Genomic DNA, 21,123 nt, shown 5'->3' with positions numbered 1-21,123 from the left:
CGATAGCCATGAGGAAACGATGAACAATCAGTACGGCAGCACCTGTTTCTACGTTAGCAGCCATTCAGCTAACATTACAACGCCATTCTCGTTTGACTGGGAATGCAGTCCCCAGAAAATCGCGTATGGACAAATGCTATTCGTCAATAGCAAATATGTAAATGGCTTTGCTGACAACAAAAATCGCATTGTCGTATCAAGAATAACAAATGCACAAAATAACAAGGACTACATCCAGTCCATTTGTGAGTACTGGCAACGCTATCACCCTGAAATAGCTCTATGGGATTGGAGTAGGAAGCAGATAACCGAATTTGTTCGAGCTCAAATGACCAAGCCCGTGTCAAGTGTCGAAGTCGCCCCTCTATACGCAAGTCATAAACTCAAAACACTGAGCATGTTCATAAACCAAAGTCGCAACCAGCATACTGAGGGAACATTACCGGATGGCTTCCAATACAGCCTCAATAATAGCTTCAAGCGTTCGATTATGGAGCCATTACTGAATGAGCGAGGGATGACTTATGAGGAATGGGAAGAAGGTGATTCCTATGGGATGATTCCTCTGCCCATCGCTTCAATCATGCTTTCTGACGCCATTCGTCTGATCGAGAGCGAGGATGCTAAAGCAGCGAAGGTTTTTTTCTCTGTGTGGCGTCGGCACAAACCGCATCCATCTAACTGTTTTAAAAAGCAATCAGGAAGCAAGCTTGACCGACTTCAGCGGTACTTTCGAGACAAAGACACGGATAAGCTTTCTGCCGTTGACAAAGATATGGGGGAATCTTTTTCAGAAGCAGGCCTAGCGCATCTTAATAAACTGCCATGGAGTAGTGTTGGAGAGCTAAGTGAATGGTGTAAGGATCTGATGAAAGCATCTCTGACAATCCTACTTATTATAAGTGGCTTTCGAATATCCGAGGTTGCTTCCCTTCGGTTTTGTGACTATGAGAAAATTTCTGGCGAATGGGTATTTAAGTCTAGTGTTTTTAAAACCCATGAAGGCTTCCGCGTGCCTCGAGTGCTTCATGACTTGACAGCTTTGGCGGCTCACTGCTTGGAAGGCATTAGTTACATTGATACTACTAAGTTTGAAATGTCTTTCTTCCACCGGGGTTTTATGGAGGGAGCTGCCAGTTCAGCTCTAAATAAAGTCAGTGATATTCGAGACTGGGTTACAAACCATTCCCGGATCGCCCTCAAGACTATGGCTCCTTGGATAAATGATTTCTATCACAAATTTACACTGAAACGATATCCAGAGCTTGAGAATGAATGCGCCACTCTATCCGCCCACCAATGCCGGCATACTTGGGCCGCGTTTGCATTGAGAAGAATGGATGGTAACGTCGAAGAACGCATTCGAGAGCATTTTTTGCATAGCAGGGGATCGTCAATGACTAAGGCTTACACAAAGCTTAAGCTAAACGAGGCAGTTCGCAACAGTCAAGAAGATGACTACTTAAAGGAGATAATCAAGCGGATCTCTAAAAAAGATATCGAAGATCAGTTCATCGGGCCAGCGGCGAGGAGAATCCTGAAGTCTATCGGCGAAATTGAGACCTTAACTATTGAGGAGCTTAATGAAAAAATAGAGTCTTTCGCTGCCTCGATAGGCCGTCTTTCAGCAACTGAATGGGGATTTTGCGTATTTTTTTATGGGTCAGAGCAGTCAGCTAAGTGCTATGACCCTGTCAGTCGCCTACCTGATATAGACGGTGGGAGTGGCCCAACAATATGCTGCGGTTGTCCAAACGGAATGCATAATAAATTGCATGCTGAAAACCTAACTCGTATCGGGATCCAACACCAGTACATCTCCGACACCCACCCTATCAGAGCAATTGGCAAACTCAGCTCGGACATTGTCAAATCTATTACGAAGCGGCTAGAGGAAAAATGATGGATTTCTCGTTGGAAAATTTCATAAAGCCTCATGTGGATGAGGTGCCCTCATGGGCAAACTCGCCTTCGAAAATCAAACTGCACACCGAGATCATAAGCCAACACAAAAAGATCCTAGGGGCAATCAACAAAGAAGCTAACCTGAGTATTAAAGAGCGCCAGATAGTTGCTAGGCAGATTGCGAAAGCCTGCGGTCTTAGCCCTAGTATAATTTCGGAGCGACGACAGCCAGAGATATGCAAGCTGATTACAGATTTAAATAATGATTTGGAACTAACTTACAATAGTGCTCATGCAAAAATCAAGAGTGGCGGTACAAAGCGCACTAAAAGAGAGATCGAAAGGGCGTATAGAAACCAAGCTGATGAAATAAAGCGTCTTACCAATTTAAGGTTGGGAGAAGCAATGACTACTGCTATCAACAGCGTAGCAATACAGCGTTCAAAAGATCAGGCCGCTACAATTGCAAAGCTTAAGTCTAAGATATTTGAACTTGAAGCGGTTATAGAAAGGCAAGCGATTCAGCTACAGCGCACTTTCAGAACTGTGGAATAAATAGTTTAAGGGAATCAATTTAGCAACGCAACTTTTCATTATTTAATATAAATCCTGTAGATCCTATACGTCTGGCCCGCCTGGATCGAAGCGCAAAGTACACCCTATAGGGTACTTTGCCCGACGCCCCCGTTCTCTCAATAGCACAGGTACGGGATTCCGTCAGTACGGCCATCTTCCTGCCCGTAAAATCCCACGAAATCGTCGAGATTAATAATGGGGGCAATCAATTCGTTGGTGACGGCATTGCCACTGCACGAGCTTTTGGCCTTTGAGAGCTTTCGCAGGAAGCAGGAAGCAGGAAGCAATTGCAAGCTCAGCGGCCGCGTATTCCAAATCAGATCGCCTTGATCACGCGGACTTGCATGACCTGCCCCATTCCTCGCCCATTACGCCTTTGAGCAAAGAATACTTCAGGGCCCTCGCAGCAGCAGTAGGTCGCCTCGCAAACCTTCGCGATCTTGCATTGTGTGTCGCCGCGCTTTCAGGGGTTCAGCAAACTGAGATCTTACATATCACAGCAGGAGACATTCAAAATGACGGTTTCGTTGTTCATAGTCATATGGCCTCGACTTCCCGACCCACCCGAATAGCGCGCAGGCTGCCTGAAATGAATGCATCAGTGCTGTCTCAGTACGTGAAAGAAAGCGGGCTTTCAAAAGGGGGACTACCTGTTCCCCCCCAGAGAGTCAGGATCATCCAATGACTCAATTTGAGCTCAAGTGGATTCTGCGGCCCTAGTTGTTGGAAGCTCAACTTGATCCTCAAACGGCATCCATTCGGGCAGTACGAGAGGCGTTCGTCATGTGTGCCATCCGGCATCGTTCAGTCCCAACCATAGACGCGTTGGCCGTTGCAATGGGCCATTTTTGGCCTAGGCTATTATCGCAATACATTCGCGAGATCGATGAAACGCCCAAGGCGTAACATGCTCACGCGCTGGGCTTCGTTCACTGGGGCACACTGCTCGACATTCCTGTTCTGATGCAACTCACAACGTGGTCGACTATCCACGCAAACCAATGCGGCAAAATCTTGCCATGGATCTTATCGGTATGCTCCTAAGATACTGATATTTCGTCAAAAAAATCGCCTTCTGCGGCCTACTAGCTTGACCAAAATCCTACCTATGGCTTCATTTCCTTAATCGTAGAGGAGAAATTTGTATGCCAGCTTTGTTCTATCCCGAATGCGATCCTGTGGAACCCGGTGACGCTCCCAATCACATCATCTGCAGCTGTCGGCAGTGGAAACGCCCGAATCTCGAAGCACTACCGCACGCCGCCAAACAAACCTTTTGCTTCCTGTAGGGAGACTTTTTGGATGACCGCGTCTTCAAGGCTTTGGAGCACACGCACATTCGTGGTGCCATGTCCCCGGTGAAACTGATTGCGTCTCACGACGGCTGCCTCAGTGTATTTCTCGATACCGGCCTTCCATCCTCACGTCTGCGAGTTCCGCCTGCTTGGGTTGATCAGACTTTGGCTTGGATGGCCCATGCCTACAAAAAATTTCGCGTCAGGCTCAAGGTTTTCCAAAACCAACCGTTTGTCATAGGTATGTACTCCCTTTGAGCGAACCGCTTTGATCCCTCGAACCGATGACTACGCACAGCGTTTAAGTGCCGCCATTTCATTTCCCAAGACGATCATAGGCAACCGGCAGCGTGGAGCCTGGCAGCGTTTGATCGGCAGCATCAAATCATCTGAGACCCTGTCTGCATTTGATAAAGCAGCAGCCTATGCAGAAGGCTACGCACATGCACTGGTCGACAGCGACCAGATCGACATTTCCATCGAACGAGATGTGTTGATCATCGAGACTGTCGACGCTTGGCGATGCGCCCGCAGTAACTCCAGCACCTCCACCTATTTGTAGCCACCAGTGAGTACCATGACTGCTATTTTTCAACGCTATGCCGACGACGAAACATCAGACCCGCGTATCCCAATGCCGCAGCGGTTTCTTTCCACGACCGTCAGCCATTACCCAATTGATGTGTTGGCGCGCCACCTGGAAAAATACTTGGTGGATCCGTCCTCCACTCATGACCGTTACCCATGGGCTGCACGATTTGTCATGGGCATGCCCGTACCAACCTGGTCTCGCGGGCTGGAGTGGAACGTAGGCCAGCAGGCTCGTTTCTTTACTGCTGTTTGGTCAGGGGCTGATCTAGGGAGCTACCTTACGAACGACTGGTGCGAGCCGGCTGACACAGGCAGGGCATTGGCGGACAACAGCGAGATTCTGGTCGATGGCCAGCAACGGCTTCATAGCCTTGAAGAGTATTTCCTTGATCGTCTTGCGGTGCCAGATGCCCAGGGTCAGCCGAGGGTCTGGTCTGAACTTGATAATGGCGAGCGGAAGCGTTTTTTGTCGACGATCTTTAGCCACGCGAGGGTGTCTTCTGGCGACGAAGTAGCGTTGCGAAAAACGTATGATCTTTGCGCACAGGGCGTTGTGCCCCGGTCATTTGATCAACGAGCTGTCCGGTAACATTTGCGTTGCCAGTAGTCGGGCGGCCCCTTCGGGGGCGGCTGTCGTGAACCGAGCCCCGCCATGACGGGTCTCGGCCCTGCGGGCTGACATCCTTCCGCTCTCCGACCATCATGGTCTGCGCGCTCCGCTTGCATGATGATCAAAGTCACCACCTAGCTTGGACATTCCCTGCGGCTACCACATACTAGCTTCCATCCATCGTGGAGCGAGGCTAGGCGAAATGGCATGGTCATTTTGGAAGGACAAACGCCCTGCCTGGATACAGGCGGAGGAACGAGATTTCATCAAAGCAGCCAACAGCCTGAAGACACTGCAGGTGACACCAGGAGGCGGCATGAGGATTGACCCCGAAGAACTCAGAGATCAGATCCTAGCCGCACGAGAACTGTACAAAGATCTGGTCAAGAAACAGTGATACTGAATGTCATACCTACGCTGTAGCCGAATCCGGCCGGTGCCTCGAGACACGTGCTGGCCTAACGAATAAGGTTCGGTAAGAATTGAAAGGTGACCTCTAGGATACCGGGCACCTGCGCCACCATTGAACTCCCGCTAGGCCCACGCAGGTGAATACTAAGGTTCCCCTGCACCGTATCCCGCTTCGAGCAAGCGTACTCGGGGGTATTGCTGTGGAGGCTGCTGGATTACCTCAAGGAGCTTCTCTTGCAACCAGAGTGCATCCTGCGCAGAAAACGAGTAGCCCATCTCTTCAAGTTCTAATTCGAAGCCACCCTCCTCTATGGTTCGTACTGCGACAAAGGTACCTGCGCCTTGTGTCCCCTCAAGAAGCTCAGTGCTAGCATTCTCAACAGGAAAAACACCTGTAGCACTGAACTGCCATGCGCCATGCGATGATCGATACTTTCTTTTGAGCATGCCCTCGTAACGTAGTGCTGCCGTCGCGCTTTCTACGTCCGTTTGCTCCGTCATGGCCAGAGCTTCGGAAAAGCAAAAGGCAATATCCGCCGCTACTTCCGAGCCGACATCGATTCCTTCGAATTCAAACTCAATACTCGCGCCCCCTCCCTCGATAGCTGCAACACGGCATTCATAGCGATCATCGAACTCCCGACCCCGCCAGCAGAGAAGTTCCCGCTTGAAAGAGAGAGTGCTAGTCAAATCAGGTGCCTCAAGCATATGCATTTACCGTCTCGGCTAAATACAAACATAAACGGTTTGTCATTCAAAAAACTTTAGCGGACATGAAAATTAATTATGACAACGCTGCCGCGATGGCAGGAGCGTTTGTAGAGTTGTCTGCGCGCGCCCTCCGGGACGGCTGTCGTGAACCGAGCCGCTCAACGCGTCTCGGCCCTGTGGGCTTCCATCCTCGCGCCTCGGCCTTTCGGCCTGCGCGCTCCGCTTGCCAGTTGCATCTGACTCGGATGTTGGAAGGTTTCGACTTAGAGGTATCAGTGTGGCCGCCGGCCGAATCCGCCTTCACCACGGAGTTGCTCTTCGACGAATTCAATCGACGAGTCCAGCTCGTACTGTATCTCTTCGAAGACTGCGTCTAGTCCAGGATGGCTGCCTGATGCTCGTAGCTCAGCCACTAAACGAGAGAGCTCTTGCTCCTTAGCTATAGGCATCTGAACATTGCAGTAGACGGTGTCCTTGGTGTCTCGAGTCATAGAGCCTCCTGTTTACTCCCGATGATAGCTCACCGTAATGGGAAATCGTATTCGTGGGCACTGGGGTGCACAAGGTACGGCTGTCATGCACCAAGCCGCCTGACGGCGTCTCGGCCCTGCGGGTTTCCATCCTCGCCTCTACCGCTGCGCCTGCGGGCTCCGCTTGCGGATTAGATCAGACACCACATCACCGTCCCTGACGAGCTTGTAACACTGGACTTAGAAACCCTGGATGATGGAATATGGCCTTGAGCCACAGGGATCGCAAGAGGCATTCCCTGGTCAACTCAACTGTTTACTAAAGGACTGCGCAGTGATCAGAGCAATGATGTCCCTCGACTTGAAGAGTGCCTCGACGGCCCAGAGAAATGACTTCGACGCCAGCCTCAAGGAGCAGGGGTGGGTCAAGCTAAGTGGTGTCGATACTGTCTGGTGTGTCCGGTTCAGCCAAATTGCTAACAACGAGGATGGGATCAAGGACGTCCGTAACCGAGTTATTCGAGCAGTGAAAAACGCTGCAGCCAGCGGCAAAATTGAACGCGTGAAGTATGTGGCGCAGATTTCAAACGATGACGCGATCGGCCGAATCGTTTGGAAAAATGGAGGCGAGTACGTACATCGTCACTACGACCCCTACACCATTGACGTTGAATAATGGTTGCCCCCAAGCACGGAACGCACAAGCTGAACCGAGTCTTGCTCCTGTAGGATTCCACACGCCTAGCTACGGCTTTAATGGCCTGGCCAATGCTCATAGAGAGGGAATTCATGACCTGTATTCTGGTTGCTCATCTAGGTGATGAGGTCATCATCGCGGCTGACAAACGTGTAACCCAAATCACTGAGAACGGCGCAAGAGTCCCTTGCGGTGACAATGAAGAAAAGCTCGTCAGGACAGAGACTGGCGTCATCACCGGAGCCGGCTCGCTGGCGATGCTGGATCCCGTCAAATCCCTCGCTAGAGATCGTGGTTTCGACAGTTCTGATGTCGTACTGAAATGGATCTTGAACACCCGCAAATCATTTGCAGAGGCGCATGCTAACAGCCCTCGCCTGGCAGCAGATCTGGCCGAGACATCATGGATGTTCACATACCCGACTGTGGTAAATGATCAGCCCGTTACACGTTTCGTCTACTTCCACCAGTATCACAGCGCCGACTCGTTATGCGTCCTGACCGAGGGTAGAGTGATGTGCTTCCCGGGTGGCTTCTCCATGGAGCAAGCTCAGGCATTGCAGGCCAAGCTGCAGGCTGTGGTTACTGAAGCCCTCGAGTCCTTGCCAGCCAACCAAGTCAGGCAGTCTGTGGTGTTAGGGATGCTCGCTTTGATGAGTGAGACTGCTTACATCAGCGAAACTGTATCGAGCGTTTGTGATATTGCTGTTGTAAATGGCAGGCAGGTAAGCATTGCCCTCTCCGTCACGACGCGTGATGACGTTCTGGAGCTCATTACGATGACCTAGCAGTCAATTACGTGAGCCGTATAGTCGCTCTAATCGCCAGGTCAATGACCGTTCTCCAGAAGCTAAATGCCTAAGGTCGCTATCAAGCATGTTCCACCTGGAGAGGGAAGCGCATCGAAATGGCGCAATGCGCCCTAAAAATTTGATTCAAGACAAGAAAAGCCTGCTAAATTTGCTATCACCATGCCACTTCCGTGGGGGATACTGAACTCTCAAGACGAGCGATAGGTACGTTGATAATACGCTTCCTAACCCCGTAGGGGTCTGATCTGGTCGACGGTACGGATTCGCATCACCAGATTCGCATCACCTATCTCGAAGCCATTCTTAATAGGGAATATTAATGGTAAACCGGGCAGCGAACGCCACCATCAAGGGTTATTTTTACCAATTCGACTTCGCGATCCTTCAACTACTCCAGGCAGCCAATGAGCATGCCACTGTCACAGTCGAGGGCATCGAGGACGTCGACATTGACGATGTTTCCAATGAACAATACATTCAATGCAAATACTATGCAGCCACGGATTACAACCACTCCGTGATCAAGCCAGCCATAGCGGCGATGATTATTCATTTCAAAGAAATAGGCTCAAAGAAAACCCCATTACCAAAGTACAAGCTCTATGGTCACTACAACGAAGGTCAAGATAAACTACCTGAACGAACCAATATAACCGTAGACTTCATTAAAACGAATTTCCTCACCACACAGAAAAAAGAGGCTCCAGCCGAACTTATTCATACTAAACATAATATTTCGGACGCTGAAATACTCCAGTTTGCAGAACTGTTGGAAATCGACGTATATGCTGCGAGCTATGATGAGCAATTTGAGAACATCACAAAACTATTAATTTCAACTATACCAGGTGCCACGAGAGAAGATGTCGAGAATCTTTTCTATCCGGCCTCAATCAATAATATCCGCACCTTGGCAATCGAGAAAAACCTGACCGATCGACAGACCACGAAAAGCAGGTTCATCAAAGAAATAAACAACAAGAGCCAGCTATTCAACAGCTGGCTCAGACACTACCAAGGTGCTAAAAAATATAACACTTTAGTTCGCGACAAATACTTCAAACAAAGTACCGCTACATCGATTGAGAACAAAGCTAGGTTTTTCATCATAAATCTCCCCGCCCACCAATCAGACGCGGCAAATTTGCTTGACTTGGCCTTGAAAATTAGCAAAAAATTTTCAAATCGCCAAAGTTCCAGAGTTTCAGATAATGACCGCTTTTGTCCTTATCTCCACCTAGCGAACACAGATGAGGCTGGACACAGAAATCTGAAGCTGGCCCTACGGGACGCTTCGATCCTCTTCCTAGATGGTCACGATTTCAAAGGATCTGGTTTTCATGCTGACTCTATCCTGAAAGGCCCAACATCATACGTGGATACGCGATTGAAACTGATCGATGATTTATGTGACGTTGAAAGCACATTAAACGCCACGCATCGCCGTCCAGTTCAGGTTTTTGAGTTTTACCACGACGCGCCCACCACGGGCTTAAATATTCCGCAGGCAGCACTTTACGCTGCAATCAAGGTTGATACGTTAGACGATATCAAGGAGATGATTAAATGACAGAGAAATCGAAAGCAGAGGTCATAGCAGTATATCCAAATAAAGTTAGGATCTGTGTCGACGATCTGGGCAGCTTTACTGAGGGCCACCCGCTATTACGCGTTGGCTCTTATCTCCGGGTAACCGATCATGAAGACTGCGTTCTCATTGCAATTATTGAAAGTTTTTTGATCGAAGTAGACGACAGAGCAAATCGTCGACATGTGATCGAAGCTCTCCCGCTCGGCGTTATCAAGGATGGTAAGTTTATTCGGGGAGGTGATGCGTTAACCATTCCCCCCACGGGAGTTGAACCTGCCACCCTTCAAGATATCAAAAAGATCTTCGAAGACTCCGTTCCTGACAAAAAGAAATTCGAATTTTCGTCACTACTCGCCGATCCTGAAATTAGGGTACCAGTTGACGGAAACAAATTCTTTAACAAGCATATTGCGGTAGTTGGGTCTACAGGCGCAGGCAAATCCAATACGGTTACTAGGATCATACAAACCTCGACAACCAAAACCGCCTCCAAAACTCAAAATAACTCCCACGCGATAATCTTCGATATCCATTCCGAATACAAAGCTGCCTTCCCTGATGCCAACCACATTGACATCAACACCTTAAACCTCCCGTACTGGCTACTAAATAGTGAAGAGCTAGAAGAAGTCTTACTTGACACTGGGGAGCGCGACAACTACAACCAGTCATCGGTTTTTCGTTACCTCGTCACGGAAAACAAAAAGAAACACAACAAAGACTACTCCAAGATATTTTACGACAGTCCGGTTTTTTTTGACATCCACGAGGTATTAAACGCCCTCTTCAACATAAAAAACGAGACGGTCAACTCGAAGAACTCAAACATATACATGATCAACGACGGCTCCTATGAGCTGCTGAAAGAAGGTAAAACGGATCCTACCACTGGCTTGCTATTAGACGATCAAGAACGCATCCATAGATACTTCGAAACCAAGTTAGAATTTCACCCTACAAAGCGTGAAAGCATCAGCAACGGTGGGTATGCTGATGGCTCCTTGGATAAGTTTTTTACCCGATTTGAGTCCAAAGTCGCGCAAGAACGGCTAGGTTTTCTCTTTGGCTCCGGAGCCAAGAAAATCTCTCTCGAGGATACTCTTCGAAATCTCATAGGTTATCACCCAAGCAAAAGTGCCAACGTTACCGTCCTTGATCTTAGCGGCATTCCGTTCGAGGTTTTGAGTATCACGGTATCTCTGATTTCTCGACTGATATTTGAGCATGGGTACCACTACAAGGTGTTCAGAACCAAGCAGGGTGAGTCGATCAATAATGACGCGCCGATTTTGCTCGTCTATGAAGAGGCTCACAAGTATGTGCCTACAAGTGAGCTCGTGAAGTATCGGGCTGCCAAACAGTCGATTGAGCGGATCGCAAAGGAAGGTCGAAAATATGGCGTAACCCTGCTTCTCTCCAGCCAACGCCCTTCAGAAATTTCCGAAACTATTTTCTCTCAGTGCAACAATTTCGTAGCAATGCGACTGACCAACCCTAGCGATCAGAACTATGTACGCAGGTTGCTCCCCGATACGCTAGGTAAGCTGATTGAGAAGATGCCAAACCTGGGCGCCGGTGAGGCGCTCTTGATTGGGGACTCACTGGTAATGCCGTCGCTTGTAAAAATTGACGTCTGCGATCCAGCTCCGTCATCCGCCGACATCCCATACTGGGAGCTGTGGAAAGAAGAGTGGAAGGATCTGAGCTTCGACCAAATCACCAAGGAATGGCTGAAATAGCGTTAGCTGATACCAATTCCTAGAGATGAATAAAGCGAGCGGCCCGACAATCCGCCAGTCACAGCAGATATAGTCGGGCCTGTCGAAACAGAATGCTTCACGCCTTCGATACAGTCGTGCGGCGAAGCTCAAAAAAGCCAAGCCCAAGACGGGCTTATTCGCCCTCTTCTCTTCACTCCCTAACCAGCCAGCAATCAGACGGATTGATGTGGTGACGGATCTACATACCACCATCAAAAAGGTACCGAATCATTATCGTCTTGAAGGCGACACTGGCTGGTAATCCATCTGAAGTCATATGTCCACCGAATCGCTTATCTAAAAGCCTTATAGATCGGCAATATAAATCCCTAGCCTAGCTCAGCCGGGTTGATACAAAATCGGTCGAAGAATCGGTCACCGGTGATGTCTGCGATCAGTTCATCGACTTCAAGCCAAGCATGTGAGGCGCCGTCCTTCATGCCGCAAACATAGAAGAATTCGCCGATCCTCATGGTGTTCAAATAGTCGCCCATGAGCTCAGAAATGATTCCGCAGCATCCGCGTGGGAAACCTTGAATATGCATGGGGACGTTTGCCGGTCTCTACGACAAACTCGACTGCTAACCTGAAGCTAGTTGCCAGCTCAAGCGCTGCTGAACGAAGCATTTCCTCTCCCCTCCATAAAGAAGGGCCCCGCAGGGCCCTCTATTTGCACTCAACAGATTTTTACCGGGCCAGCCAGCTCTCGACTGTGTCGGAACCGTGCTCGGCTTTCCATTCCTTCAGCACTTTGTGATTGCCACCTTTGGTCTCAACCACTTCACCTGAATGAGGGTTTTTGTAAACCTTGACTGTGCGAGCTTTGCGGGCGCTCTTAGCCTCAGCAACAGCTGGAGCGCGGCGGCCATTGGACTGAGGATCCAGGATGGCGACGATATTGCGCAAGCTGTAACCATACTCACCTAGCAGGTCACGAAGTTTCGTTTCGAATTCAATCTCACGCTTTAGACCATCATCGTTTTTCAGTGTTTCAAGCTCGGCCAATTGGGCAGCAAGCTGCTGTTCAAGCGCGCGGAATTCAGCAAGACGGGACATGGAGCACCTCAGATATTCAGTGCTGGCAGTATAGTCAGCGCCGTCAACTGTAGACAATCGAAGGGGCGCCTGAGGCTAAACGCTGAAGCGCTCACCTTGCAGACCTGTGAGCATCCAAGTGCTTCATCTCAGCCTGCCATTGAGTCAGAAAATTTTCCCAATCATGGGCGTACGGGCCATCGACCAGGCGCGTCGATCCGATGCTCGCTTGCAGAAAGCGCTCACGCCATGGCTGGGGAATGCCTGCTTCGCGCACAATACTGATACCGGTACTGTGGCGCTCAATCAGCACTGCTTTGCGGACAGCATCGATACCCAGGCTTTGATGATTCCGGTTCAAGTCGACGCGCTCTTGGCCTTCGATCTCGTCGAGAATATCCACAATCGCGGCAGCCTTCGGATCACCCGGTATCAGGTGCGACAGTGTCCAGAGCGCTTTTCGCCTGACAGACTCGCGCGAATTAAGATCATCGACCATGCCCAATGCCTCGTTTTGAATCCGTTTCCAGCCGACGATAAAGGTCGGCCAGGATGCGAGCATCTAACAGCGCGTGGTGTGGAAGTTCTGGCAGCACCACGTCGCCGATATCATCCGCTTCGAGATGCCTGAACAGCAGGATCAGGTTGATTGCGCGATTGGCGACGTGAGCCGGCCAACGGTTATTGACGTAGGCCAGATCGCAGAAAAAATCCCAATCCCATTCAGGAGCATCGGAGCAGACATCAAGGGGGCCTTCCAGACCACAAAGGAAAGCGAGCAGTGAGGATTGGGCTTCGAGCAGGTTTGCCCGTGCGCAGCTAGGTTGAGCTGAGGCAGGACGTTCTGGATCACGAAGTCGCTGCAGTCCCCGACTTGATACGTGTCTGTGAGCTCCACGTAGAATTCATCGCCGCCTTCTGACACCAAGGCCAACGAGATCAGCTTTGTGCTCTGGTTGAGCTGAGTGAACTCGCAATCCAAAAAAAGCTTCATCGTCATTTCCTGGGGCTGTGCTTGCTCACACTTGGAAATCATCAGACCGGCCAGTGGCCAGGGGATGAGCATCGTAGGCTTTGTCAGCAAGATCAAGCAGCCTTGCCCAAGCACTCTCATTGATAGCTTTGATGTCCGCGCATGCATTGACGTAGCCCACAGCGGAAGCAAAGCGAAAGATAGCGTCTGGGGCGGTCGCTGCTGCGCTAATGGAATCTATGCGGATTAAGGCGCGAGTCATCGCGAACTCGGTGCTTCCAAGTGTTTCTAGCGTATCCATGGGGCTCTCCTTGCTGATGGTTGGTATGGATCATAGCGTTCACACGGGCAATGATGCGACAGCTCTCCGAAGACGAGGTATCGGTACGGGGCGAGAGATATCCAATGGATGAAACCGAAGGATTGGACAGGCCTTTGCTCGCGCTTACCGCTAGCGACGTGTGCCAGATACTTCGTGAAGTCGTCTTCGAGCGTCGGACGATGACGAAGGTCGGTAGCCAAACGTGGGATGAGGTCTATGCCTGCCACTTCCTAGTATGCGTCAAAGGATGGCGTATAACTCTGTACAACGATTATGATGAGCTTGATTACTGCGAAGAATGCGTCAGCCCTGATGGTCGGCATTGGTCGTTTGGCCCGGGTAATCGCTTGGGTACTGACCCCGTCGCTTTGTTAAGCACTTGGGAGCACCGGACAATGGAGCGACTACTGAAAGCGTTGTAAGAACGCCTGCTTGGACATTGCGTGCCCCTTTTGGGGACGGCTGTCGTGAACCAAGCCTGCCGGCGATGCTCGCCGTAGTCTTGGCCCTTCGGGCTTCCATCCTCACGTCTGACGCGCTCCGCTTTCTCAAGATACCCCGCATAGCCATTGCTCCACCTTGAAGCCCTGCTCATTTCTGTACAATGTCGATTCTGGTGACGATTACCTGTTGGCCATAGAATCCAGAGTGTTCAACGAGCAGAGCGAAACCGGTGCCGGTAGCCATTGGTAGAATATCAGCGAACCATCCACGGGCTAATGAGCTACTGGAAAACACACGGTGAAAATCATCGATCTGGATAGGACACTCTTCATGAGCTTGAGGTCATCGAGCGCCTCGCCATGATGCTTAGCGATATGATTTGGCTGGGTGTTTCCAGAAGGCTGGTTAAGCACTCGGAACGATGGACTGTTTGAGGTGCTGATGAAAATTGCCAAGAATCTGAACACATACGAAATCGAAGACCTATACCCGCTTTGCCAGGAGGACGCGTCTTTGCGCCTTCCAAAAACCATGAGTCACGGTGGCTTATTTGGGGTCGATGCGGCGCTTGCCCAGTTGGTGATCAGTTGGGCCCGCGCGCACGAGCAAAGTGCCCTACATCTCTATGCGGGTACTGAAAACGCTCCAGATCTGATTCTGCAACTCGGCCAGACTGCAGCTGGCCTCGCGGCTCTGATCATGTCTTCTCGCATCATGACCGAGGCGCATGAAACGATAGAAAAGCGCGCCGCACTTACTGTGATCAGGCCCTTGATCGAAGCGATGTATGAAGGGGATCTTCGTAACACCTCAAGCGAACGAGGAGCGCGCCCTACCACCATTAACCTTTTCAGCATTAACTTCGCGAAGATGGAGTTCATCAAGCCCTTCTACTACGGAGAGACGAGCCCTCAGATAAATTCCCACTCGTCCTTTGCAAGCCTGTTGGAAATGTCATCCGCGCTGATGCATAGCAAGCAAGACAAGAAGTCACTTCGCAGGGGGGGGTTACCTGCCCTGGGCAGCGTGCTTGCCGAGTTGATCGCCAATGCAGATCAGCACTCAGTCACGGATGTGCATGGGGTGAAGTACAAGAAGGGTCTCAGAGGCACCTCAGTGAAATCCGGAAGGATCAAGAGGGAAGACATTCACCTGGTTTCGGACAAAGAGCCGCAGTTCGCCTTGTTTGTGATACGAAACATGCTTAAGGACGCGGAGTATCTCGAATTTATTGAGATTTCAGTCATCGATAGCGGCCCCGGCCTAGCACGACGCTGGCTCTCGGCGAAGCAAGGCGCGCCAGTCGATTCTCTCAACGATCTCCCCCTGGCCGTGGAGCTTGAGGCAACCCTGGAATGCTTCAAAAAACATGTCACGACCAAAGATTCAGTGACCTCTGGTATGGGCCTGCACAACGCAGTTCAGGCGCTCAACAAGCTGAAGGCCTACGTACGTCTCCGCACTGGGAGAGTTTGCTTGTATCAAGCATTCCAAGGCCAAGACCAAGTCGTAGAGTTTAACCCCAAAAATTGGAGCGGTGACTGTGAGCTGGTGGCAGCTGAAGGCACTGTATTCACCATCTGCATTCCGGTGAACTGAGATGCCTGAGTTGTTCGATTTTGAAGTAACCCTGACTCCTTCCCCTATCGCTGAACCAGCTCATGTGGTGGTTTTTTTCAACGGCCCAGAGCGAATCACGGACGCTCACATCACCGAAGCCCTGCAGAATCGGCTAAACGACTACATCCTGCCGGATCATGTCACGTTTTTAGTACCCGATTGTCATCGTGCATGGATCAAGGATCAGTGTGCTGACAAGACGTCACCCATTGCGATTGCTCTGGAGCGACGTTCCAACGGCGGAATACCTTCTTATGGATTTTCTTTTTTCAACGAGCACGGAGAAATCTCGAAGTATGTAAAAGTCGCCGGCGCCGAAAAAGGTATCGGCAAGCTCATCACCCGCGCCACCGAGAATTTTGTCCAAGCTGGAATGCGGAAACTCGTCAAATGCACATCCGTGCTGACCAAAGCGCCTGCTGGTTTTCTGTTCTCGAAACCCTCCTCACGCGCGTCCAACTATTTCATCCGCGCTGAGAACCTGCTTACCGAAACGCTGCACTCGCATTTCTTGGCGTTCTGCTGCCTCAAGGTGATCAAAAATGCCTCAAGCGACGGCATGAGTAAGCCTGAGACAATTTACCTGGACACCATGGCGTTCCTGCCAGTAGCGCTCTCGATCCAACTGTTCCAAACGAAATTCGGCAACCAAACTATCTCAAGCATCAAGTCGTTTCACTCACACGACGGTTTGAGCGATGGTAGCTTGGCCGATGCAGCCGCATCACTATGCCTGATCTCGGCCTCCACCAACTGTGGACTCGCTAAAGAGTGGGCTAAGGTCAACGGCGCTCCACCCACTCGAGTGGCGATCTTCCTGTCTTTCGTCAGCAAATCTGATTCATGCACCGTGCTGCATGCCATTGAGAAGCCCGAGGACTTCGAATCTGTAGCGGAGAGTGAGTCAACCGAAGGTCGTAAGCTCATTCGCATCCATGGCGAACGATTTGTTGCACAGCACACCGAAACTCGGGTGCTCAACATTGGCATGGGTCACCTGCCTGATGGGCTTCAGACCAAGTTTTTCTCGTTCATGGGCAAAGGTTTGTTCACGTGCTTCAGCCAAATCCCCCAAAGAGAACGCTACAGAACCGTACAGGTAGACAAGGACAAGCTTGTGCGCACTGGGGAATTTGAAAAGTGGTTCGAGAAAATGCTCATGGAGGAGTCTCCTGCCTCATCATCGCTCATAATCCATGACGACGACAGTGCCAGTAAAAAGATGGCCATGGACGCCCTGGCGTTTCTCCAGGCAAGGGGCCTTAATTGTGATGTGGTAAGCGCCTCAGCCTTCGACCCTAAGACCAAATTCAACGGGTCGGTGATCATCGTTGCCGCTGCAGCAGAACGAGGCACGTTGCTCCTAAGCATCAGCCGTCGCCTCAGGTCTGCCCAAGAGGCTGGCACTCGCGTTTACCTGGTAGGCGCCCTTTTGGGCCGCTCGCATGAGCTGATGGATGAGCTTGCTTCGAACCTCACGCAGCCGCCGAAAGGGAGTCGCAAGTATGTTTTCAAATCCTTCATCGAAATTCCGGCTGCCAGCCTCGCTTGCAACAATCACTGGCACCAGGAACAGAAGCTGCTCAACCGGTTGCTTTCATTTGGAGAGGAAGGCGTATCTGACGTTGTAAAAGCGCGTATTGAAGCTTTCGATAAGGCTAATACTGACGGGCTTTCCGAGTCTGCGTTCTGGCCGAGCAGCTACCAACCGGGTCAGATGAAGCTTACAAAGGGCTTCGCGTTTGTCAGCGGAGATAACGATGTCACCGTGGCCGCATGCACGGATATCTTCCTGACGATTGTTTGGATCCTGCAGAACGCCCGGAAAGGCGCCAAAATTGATCAATCGAAGCGACTAGAGTCGGGTGAACTTCAACAGGTATTGCTCTCTCCCGAGATATTCTCTCGCTACGACGACGGGATCATTCAGGGGGCTTTCCTCAGAGCTGCGTTGCCCACTGAGCTTGATTACAGCGCCCACGAAACACACAGCGCATCTATGGCCGACATTATCCTACGCGTTGTTCAGGGCCACGGCTTCGAGCGGGGTGATGCTTCCATGGAGTTCATCACTGCACTGGCCATCGGCAAAATCCGGCTTCACAAAGAAGTGGACGAGAAGCTTCGTCGCAACATCAGGCTGGCTCTTCCAGGTCATACCGATGCGATCAAGATTCTCTTTGGAGAGGAATCGCCCTTCTAGGTCAGTTAAAGCGTTGGCCACCTTCAACCTGTGACCGACGCTCTTACCTATGGATGCAGTGAGACCGCCCGCTACGACCGCCCTACCTAGGCACTGTTGGCGCCTTGTTTGCTTTGCTGAGGTATTCCGGCGTGGCGGCCATCAGTGATTTAGCATCAGGAAGAGCCCTATGCGCATGCCTACTTGGTAGAAGGCGATAGATCTCATTTACTGCTGACCGACCTAAGAAGCTCTCCAGGGGAAACAACTTGAACGAGGGCTCGATGCCGGCAGCTTCGTAGAGAGTGTCGAGCCAAAAGCCATCTTGCGGAGAGTCTGAACAGAGTTTGGCGCCGTTGAATGTCGCATTAAGCTGGGCTGCAATAACACCCGTCTCAACGCCTTCCGCTAGCAGGGTCTCCCTCGAAATACCATGCATACTTGCGCATCCCGAGACTAATGCGTCCAGTATCGAGCAGGACGAATCAATACTTGGTACTAGAAGTCGGTGGACACCACGGCGATCTCGACGGGCTAGCTATCTGGAGCGATTCCTGACGCCTCGAAATCGACAAACCATTGCGGTCATTCCAACTGCTTTGGCCTCCGAGTCAGTCGACGTCACCTGCGACGGCCAGGCATAACGGAGTGGGAAAGCGTGCGGCCACCCTGATGCGGTGCTGCGCGCCTTTGAGATGAGCTAGATCCAGTCTTCTTCGCAAATACGCATGGGGTACACCTCGAGTTGGTTTACACCTCAAGCTAGCTCATGTGCCATGCGTGGTCGACGAAGCCCCAGAGCTGGCTGATCGCAAACAGGTTGAAATCAGCAAACGAGGTTATCTCTCGCGACGTCACTCACCACGCCAGGTCTCGATTCCCAAGCTCACAGGGAGTTCGGCGACGCCTTGGGCGATAAATTCAGCATTCTGGTTCAGGGTATCGAGCGCTACTGATAATGTCGCCCGCTATTAATGTCGCCCGCTATGTCTTCTGAGCCACACTGGCGGATCCACAATGCGACCTCCTCCAGAGCCGCTTGGAGCGCAAGCTGGTTCGTGTCGAGCTTGGATATCACTTGGATCAGCAGTTGGGCTTGAGGCATTCGAGGTGCTTCCAAAGCGAGGGTTAGGCCTGAGTATGCTCCATCGCGGGAATCTGCTGAGGTACATGCACCGAGAATTAGTAAGACCTCTCTCGGCGCAATGCTGGCCTTACGAAATTCAGGGTAATCAACGATTGCCTCTCAGACGGCCGACAGATATTCGGAAGCCTTCAGTTCAAGTCACCACGCCATTGCGCTCCATGGCCGGGACTCCTCGCTTAATCTATGAAGTTGGTTAAGGGGTACGTATTCCAGGGGCAAGCTCACACATCGCCGTGCTGACTCACAAATTCCAAAATAGCCTCCTCGGTCGTCAATCCAGCGCGAACATTATTGGCAAAGAGCTCCAGTGCCTCCCAAGGATCTGAATCGTCTAAAGCACGACGCATAAAGCTCTCTGCCAGCAATCGCAAATCACCGCCGCTGCCACGGCGATTAGAGGAACCAAGGCGCCTGAAGCCAGCTAGCACGGCACTACCTTGAGAATATTCATTGATTCCGAAAAGGTTCGAAAACACCATCCCCAGTGAACCCGCAATATGATTTTGAGGGCGATCCCAAGATTTCAGAACCCCACCTTGCTGATCCGCAGACTCCACCAATTTTCTGATCTTGTTGGGGATCGTGGCAGTGGCCTTTGGTCGATTGTAATACTCACGATTTGCAAGGCTCGCGGCGTCCCTCACCACCTTCCACATCACAGACCATAACTGCGAGACACTGTAAGTGTGTAATGCATGCCTAACGGTGGCTTTGACCTTATCGACGGCTTCCTGATCCAGATCATGGTTGTAGGTACTGCATTGGTCTAACAGGTAGTGCAGGACATCCCCAACTGCATAATTCAACCAAAGATTTATCAGCGCTTCAGCGTCAGAAAATACGCGCTCTTGCAGGAGATTAAATGCGTCTGCCCCACGTCCATGATTGATGTCAGGGGGTAGGAAGAGTTCGACCTGAAATATCTTGCGCCAGAGCTGGTCATTCTTGAGGTAGTAGGTACCAGGCCTCGCAGCGGAATAATCTTGCAGAAGGTAATGGTCGTTGACTAACCGCATCACGAGTTCATAGCCATTCAGCGGCGCCAAGTCCTCACAATCGCCAACCCCAAAAGTCCCCTCTGCTAGCCGAGGCGCCACCAACGCGTTGATAGCGACCAGTAGAAGAATGACGTCATCTGGGAGATCGGCATAATTGAGTTCAACGGACGCATTCTGCTCAGCCAGATCCACTAACATCTTGCTGACCTTTTGCTCCTCCTGGGCCTGCTGCTCAGCAAGCTTGATACGCTGAGCCGACGCGCAACTCACGCAAGGGATCGATGAGATTTGGGGAGACTTTTTAGCCTCAGTCCGGCCATTGATCTCCACCGGATTGCCGCACAGATGACACTGTTGGTTTTCATCAAACGCTATGCAGAACTCACGAACTCGCTTGGCGATCTGCCCAGACTGCTGGATATCTCGAAACGGAATCATGTCCGCGACCCGTTCGAGGTACACCCCTTCATCGTCCATCGCCCAGTAGCGTCTCGCCAATGCGATCTCTTCAACGTCGTGAGTTAAAAACTCCAGCCTCACCGCCATGTTAAAACCTTTCTCCACGGGCCAATGCCAATAAATCGTTAAGCAAACCACACCTCACAAACTCATGGGAGAGCGTATTCGTCCGTCTAGCCTCCCAGAAGGCGATCCTAACACTTCCGAGACGAGCAATTCCCTCACCGATGGCTCTGTGTCGAGATATCTGTAGACGATGCCGTGACCCTGTAGACAGCAAAAATCACTTCGCTTGTACCGTCCATAACTGGTCAATCCTTGTCGTGAAGCTCTGGCTCATCATTTCCCGACGCATCTCCATTCCGGATCGACCGGCACACTGGCCAACCTCACAGTGCCACGACCCCATCGACCGTTAATAGCGTCCAAGAGCCCATAACCTTCTCGGTAGCCACTGGCTGTGAAGCAGCAAACAAGTCATCGGCGTATTCGCCTATCTGGCAGAGACCGAGCA

General features: G+C 51.0%; 20 protein-coding genes and 1 pseudogene. 12 read left to right on the top strand and 9 right to left on the bottom strand.

The window, feature by feature from the left end:
- Window positions 1-19: 19 nt before the first annotated feature.
- The 5 genes from IFT57_RS11595 (at window position 20) to IFT57_RS11575 (ending at window position 5,374) form a co-directional block, all read left to right on the top strand.
- Window positions 20-1,903 (top strand): site-specific integrase, encoded by a 1,884-nt coding sequence (locus IFT57_RS11595; protein ID WP_192151466.1) that lies wholly within the window; start codon window positions 20-22, stop codon window positions 1,901-1,903.
- The gene (locus tag IFT57_RS11590) at window positions 1,903-2,460 is read left to right on the top strand and encodes a hypothetical protein (RefSeq protein ID WP_192151465.1); all 558 of its coding nucleotides are present in this window, start codon (window positions 1,903-1,905) and stop codon (window positions 2,458-2,460) included. Before IFT57_RS11595 ends, IFT57_RS11590 begins: the two co-directional genes overlap by 1 nt.
- Window positions 2,461-4,044: 1,584 nt before the next feature.
- Entirely contained in the window at window positions 4,045-4,338 is a 294-nt protein-coding gene (locus IFT57_RS11585; protein WP_192151464.1) for a hypothetical protein, read from the top strand.
- 15 nt (window positions 4,339-4,353) lie between these two features.
- Window positions 4,354-4,956 (top strand): hypothetical protein, encoded by a 603-nt coding sequence (locus IFT57_RS11580; protein WP_192151463.1) that lies wholly within the window; start codon window positions 4,354-4,356, stop codon window positions 4,954-4,956.
- A gap of 223 nt (window positions 4,957-5,179) precedes the next feature.
- Entirely contained in the window at window positions 5,180-5,374 is a 195-nt protein-coding gene (locus IFT57_RS11575) for a hypothetical protein (RefSeq protein ID WP_192151462.1), read from the top strand.
- Between the two features lie 158 nt (window positions 5,375-5,532).
- Here the strand turns inward: IFT57_RS11575 and IFT57_RS11570 are convergent, their stop codons facing one another.
- Both IFT57_RS11570 and IFT57_RS26990 read right to left on the bottom strand, forming a co-directional pair.
- Window positions 5,533-6,102 (bottom strand): hypothetical protein, encoded by a 570-nt coding sequence (locus IFT57_RS11570; protein ID WP_244657300.1) that lies wholly within the window; start codon window positions 6,100-6,102, stop codon window positions 5,533-5,535.
- A gap of 269 nt (window positions 6,103-6,371) precedes the next feature.
- A complete protein-coding gene (locus IFT57_RS26990) occupies window positions 6,372-6,590 on the bottom strand; it encodes a hypothetical protein (RefSeq protein WP_244657299.1) in 219 nt (72 codons plus the stop codon).
- Between the two features lie 232 nt (window positions 6,591-6,822).
- On the opposite strand from IFT57_RS26990, the gene IFT57_RS11565 reads away from it, so the two are divergent.
- The 4 genes from IFT57_RS11565 to herA all read left to right on the top strand — a co-directional run bounded on the left by IFT57_RS11565 (window position 6,823) and on the right by herA (window position 11,408).
- Complete coding sequence (locus tag IFT57_RS11565) at window positions 6,823-7,245, top strand: hypothetical protein (protein WP_192151461.1); 423 nt, start codon at window positions 6,823-6,825, stop codon at window positions 7,243-7,245.
- Window positions 7,246-7,358: 113 nt separating this feature from the next.
- Window positions 7,359-8,054 (top strand): hypothetical protein, encoded by a 696-nt coding sequence (locus tag IFT57_RS11560; RefSeq protein WP_192151460.1) that lies wholly within the window; start codon window positions 7,359-7,361, stop codon window positions 8,052-8,054.
- Between the two features lie 343 nt (window positions 8,055-8,397).
- Window positions 8,398-9,648: a DUF4297 family anti-phage-associated protein gene (locus tag IFT57_RS11555; RefSeq protein ID WP_192151459.1), complete on the top strand. Its 1,251-nt coding sequence runs from the start codon at window positions 8,398-8,400 to the stop codon at window positions 9,646-9,648.
- Entirely contained in the window at window positions 9,645-11,408 is a 1,764-nt protein-coding gene (herA, locus tag IFT57_RS11550) for an anti-phage-associated helicase HerA (protein WP_192151458.1), read from the top strand. The genes IFT57_RS11555 and herA overlap by 4 nt, the downstream gene beginning before the upstream one ends.
- 350 nt (window positions 11,409-11,758) lie before the next feature.
- On the opposite strand, the gene IFT57_RS11545 is transcribed toward herA, so the two are convergent.
- The 5 genes and pseudogenes from IFT57_RS11545 to IFT57_RS11525 all read right to left on the bottom strand — a co-directional run bounded on the left by IFT57_RS11545 (window position 11,759) and on the right by IFT57_RS11525 (window position 13,738).
- Window positions 11,759-11,974, bottom strand: a complete 216-nt coding sequence (locus IFT57_RS11545) for a hypothetical protein (protein ID WP_192151457.1) — start codon at window positions 11,972-11,974, stop codon at window positions 11,759-11,761.
- 142 nt (window positions 11,975-12,116) lie between these two features.
- Window positions 12,117-12,485: a histone-like nucleoid-structuring protein, MvaT/MvaU family gene (locus IFT57_RS11540; protein ID WP_192151456.1), complete on the bottom strand. Its 369-nt coding sequence runs from the start codon at window positions 12,483-12,485 to the stop codon at window positions 12,117-12,119.
- A gap of 91 nt (window positions 12,486-12,576) precedes the next feature.
- Entirely contained in the window at window positions 12,577-12,963 is a 387-nt protein-coding gene (locus IFT57_RS11535; RefSeq protein ID WP_192151455.1) for a hypothetical protein, read from the bottom strand.
- Window positions 12,953-13,458, bottom strand: a pseudogene (locus tag IFT57_RS11530) (hypothetical protein). Before IFT57_RS11530 ends, IFT57_RS11535 begins: the two are co-directional and overlap by 11 nt.
- A 25-nt stretch (window positions 13,459-13,483) precedes the next feature.
- A complete protein-coding gene (locus IFT57_RS11525) occupies window positions 13,484-13,738 on the bottom strand; it encodes a hypothetical protein (protein WP_192151454.1) in 255 nt (84 codons plus the stop codon).
- A 50-nt stretch (window positions 13,739-13,788) separates the two neighbouring features.
- On the opposite strand from IFT57_RS11525, the gene IFT57_RS27265 reads away from it, so the two are divergent.
- The 3 genes from IFT57_RS27265 (at window position 13,789) to IFT57_RS11515 (ending at window position 18,026) form a co-directional block, all read left to right on the top strand.
- The gene (locus IFT57_RS27265) at window positions 13,789-14,181 is read left to right on the top strand and encodes a DUF7693 family protein (protein ID WP_446731189.1); all 393 of its coding nucleotides are present in this window, start codon (window positions 13,789-13,791) and stop codon (window positions 14,179-14,181) included.
- Window positions 14,182-14,644: 463 nt separating this feature from the next.
- Window positions 14,645-15,802: an ATP-binding protein gene (locus tag IFT57_RS11520; RefSeq protein ID WP_192151453.1), complete on the top strand. Its 1,158-nt coding sequence runs from the start codon at window positions 14,645-14,647 to the stop codon at window positions 15,800-15,802.
- A gap of 1 nt (window position 15,803) precedes the next feature.
- A complete protein-coding gene (locus tag IFT57_RS11515; RefSeq protein ID WP_192151452.1) occupies window positions 15,804-18,026 on the top strand; it encodes a hypothetical protein in 2,223 nt (740 codons plus the stop codon).
- A gap of 1,347 nt (window positions 18,027-19,373) precedes the next feature.
- On the opposite strand, the gene IFT57_RS11510 is transcribed toward IFT57_RS11515, so the two are convergent.
- On the bottom strand, window positions 19,374-20,714 hold the full coding sequence (locus IFT57_RS11510; RefSeq protein ID WP_192151451.1) for a hypothetical protein: 1,341 nt from the start codon (window positions 20,712-20,714) through the stop codon (window positions 19,374-19,376).
- A gap of 178 nt (window positions 20,715-20,892) precedes the next feature.
- Entirely contained in the window at window positions 20,893-21,018 is a 126-nt protein-coding gene (locus IFT57_RS27260) for a DUF4113 domain-containing protein (RefSeq protein WP_446731188.1), read from the bottom strand.
- Window positions 21,019-21,123 lie beyond the last annotated feature (105 nt).

Origin of the sequence: Pseudomonas sp. CFBP 13719 (assembly GCF_014842095.1) — a bacterium.
Lineage (GTDB): Bacteria > Pseudomonadota > Gammaproteobacteria > Pseudomonadales > Pseudomonadaceae > Aquipseudomonas.
The sequence above is the reverse complement of the archived record's forward strand: the minus strand, read 5'-3'. Positions and strand labels throughout refer to the sequence as shown.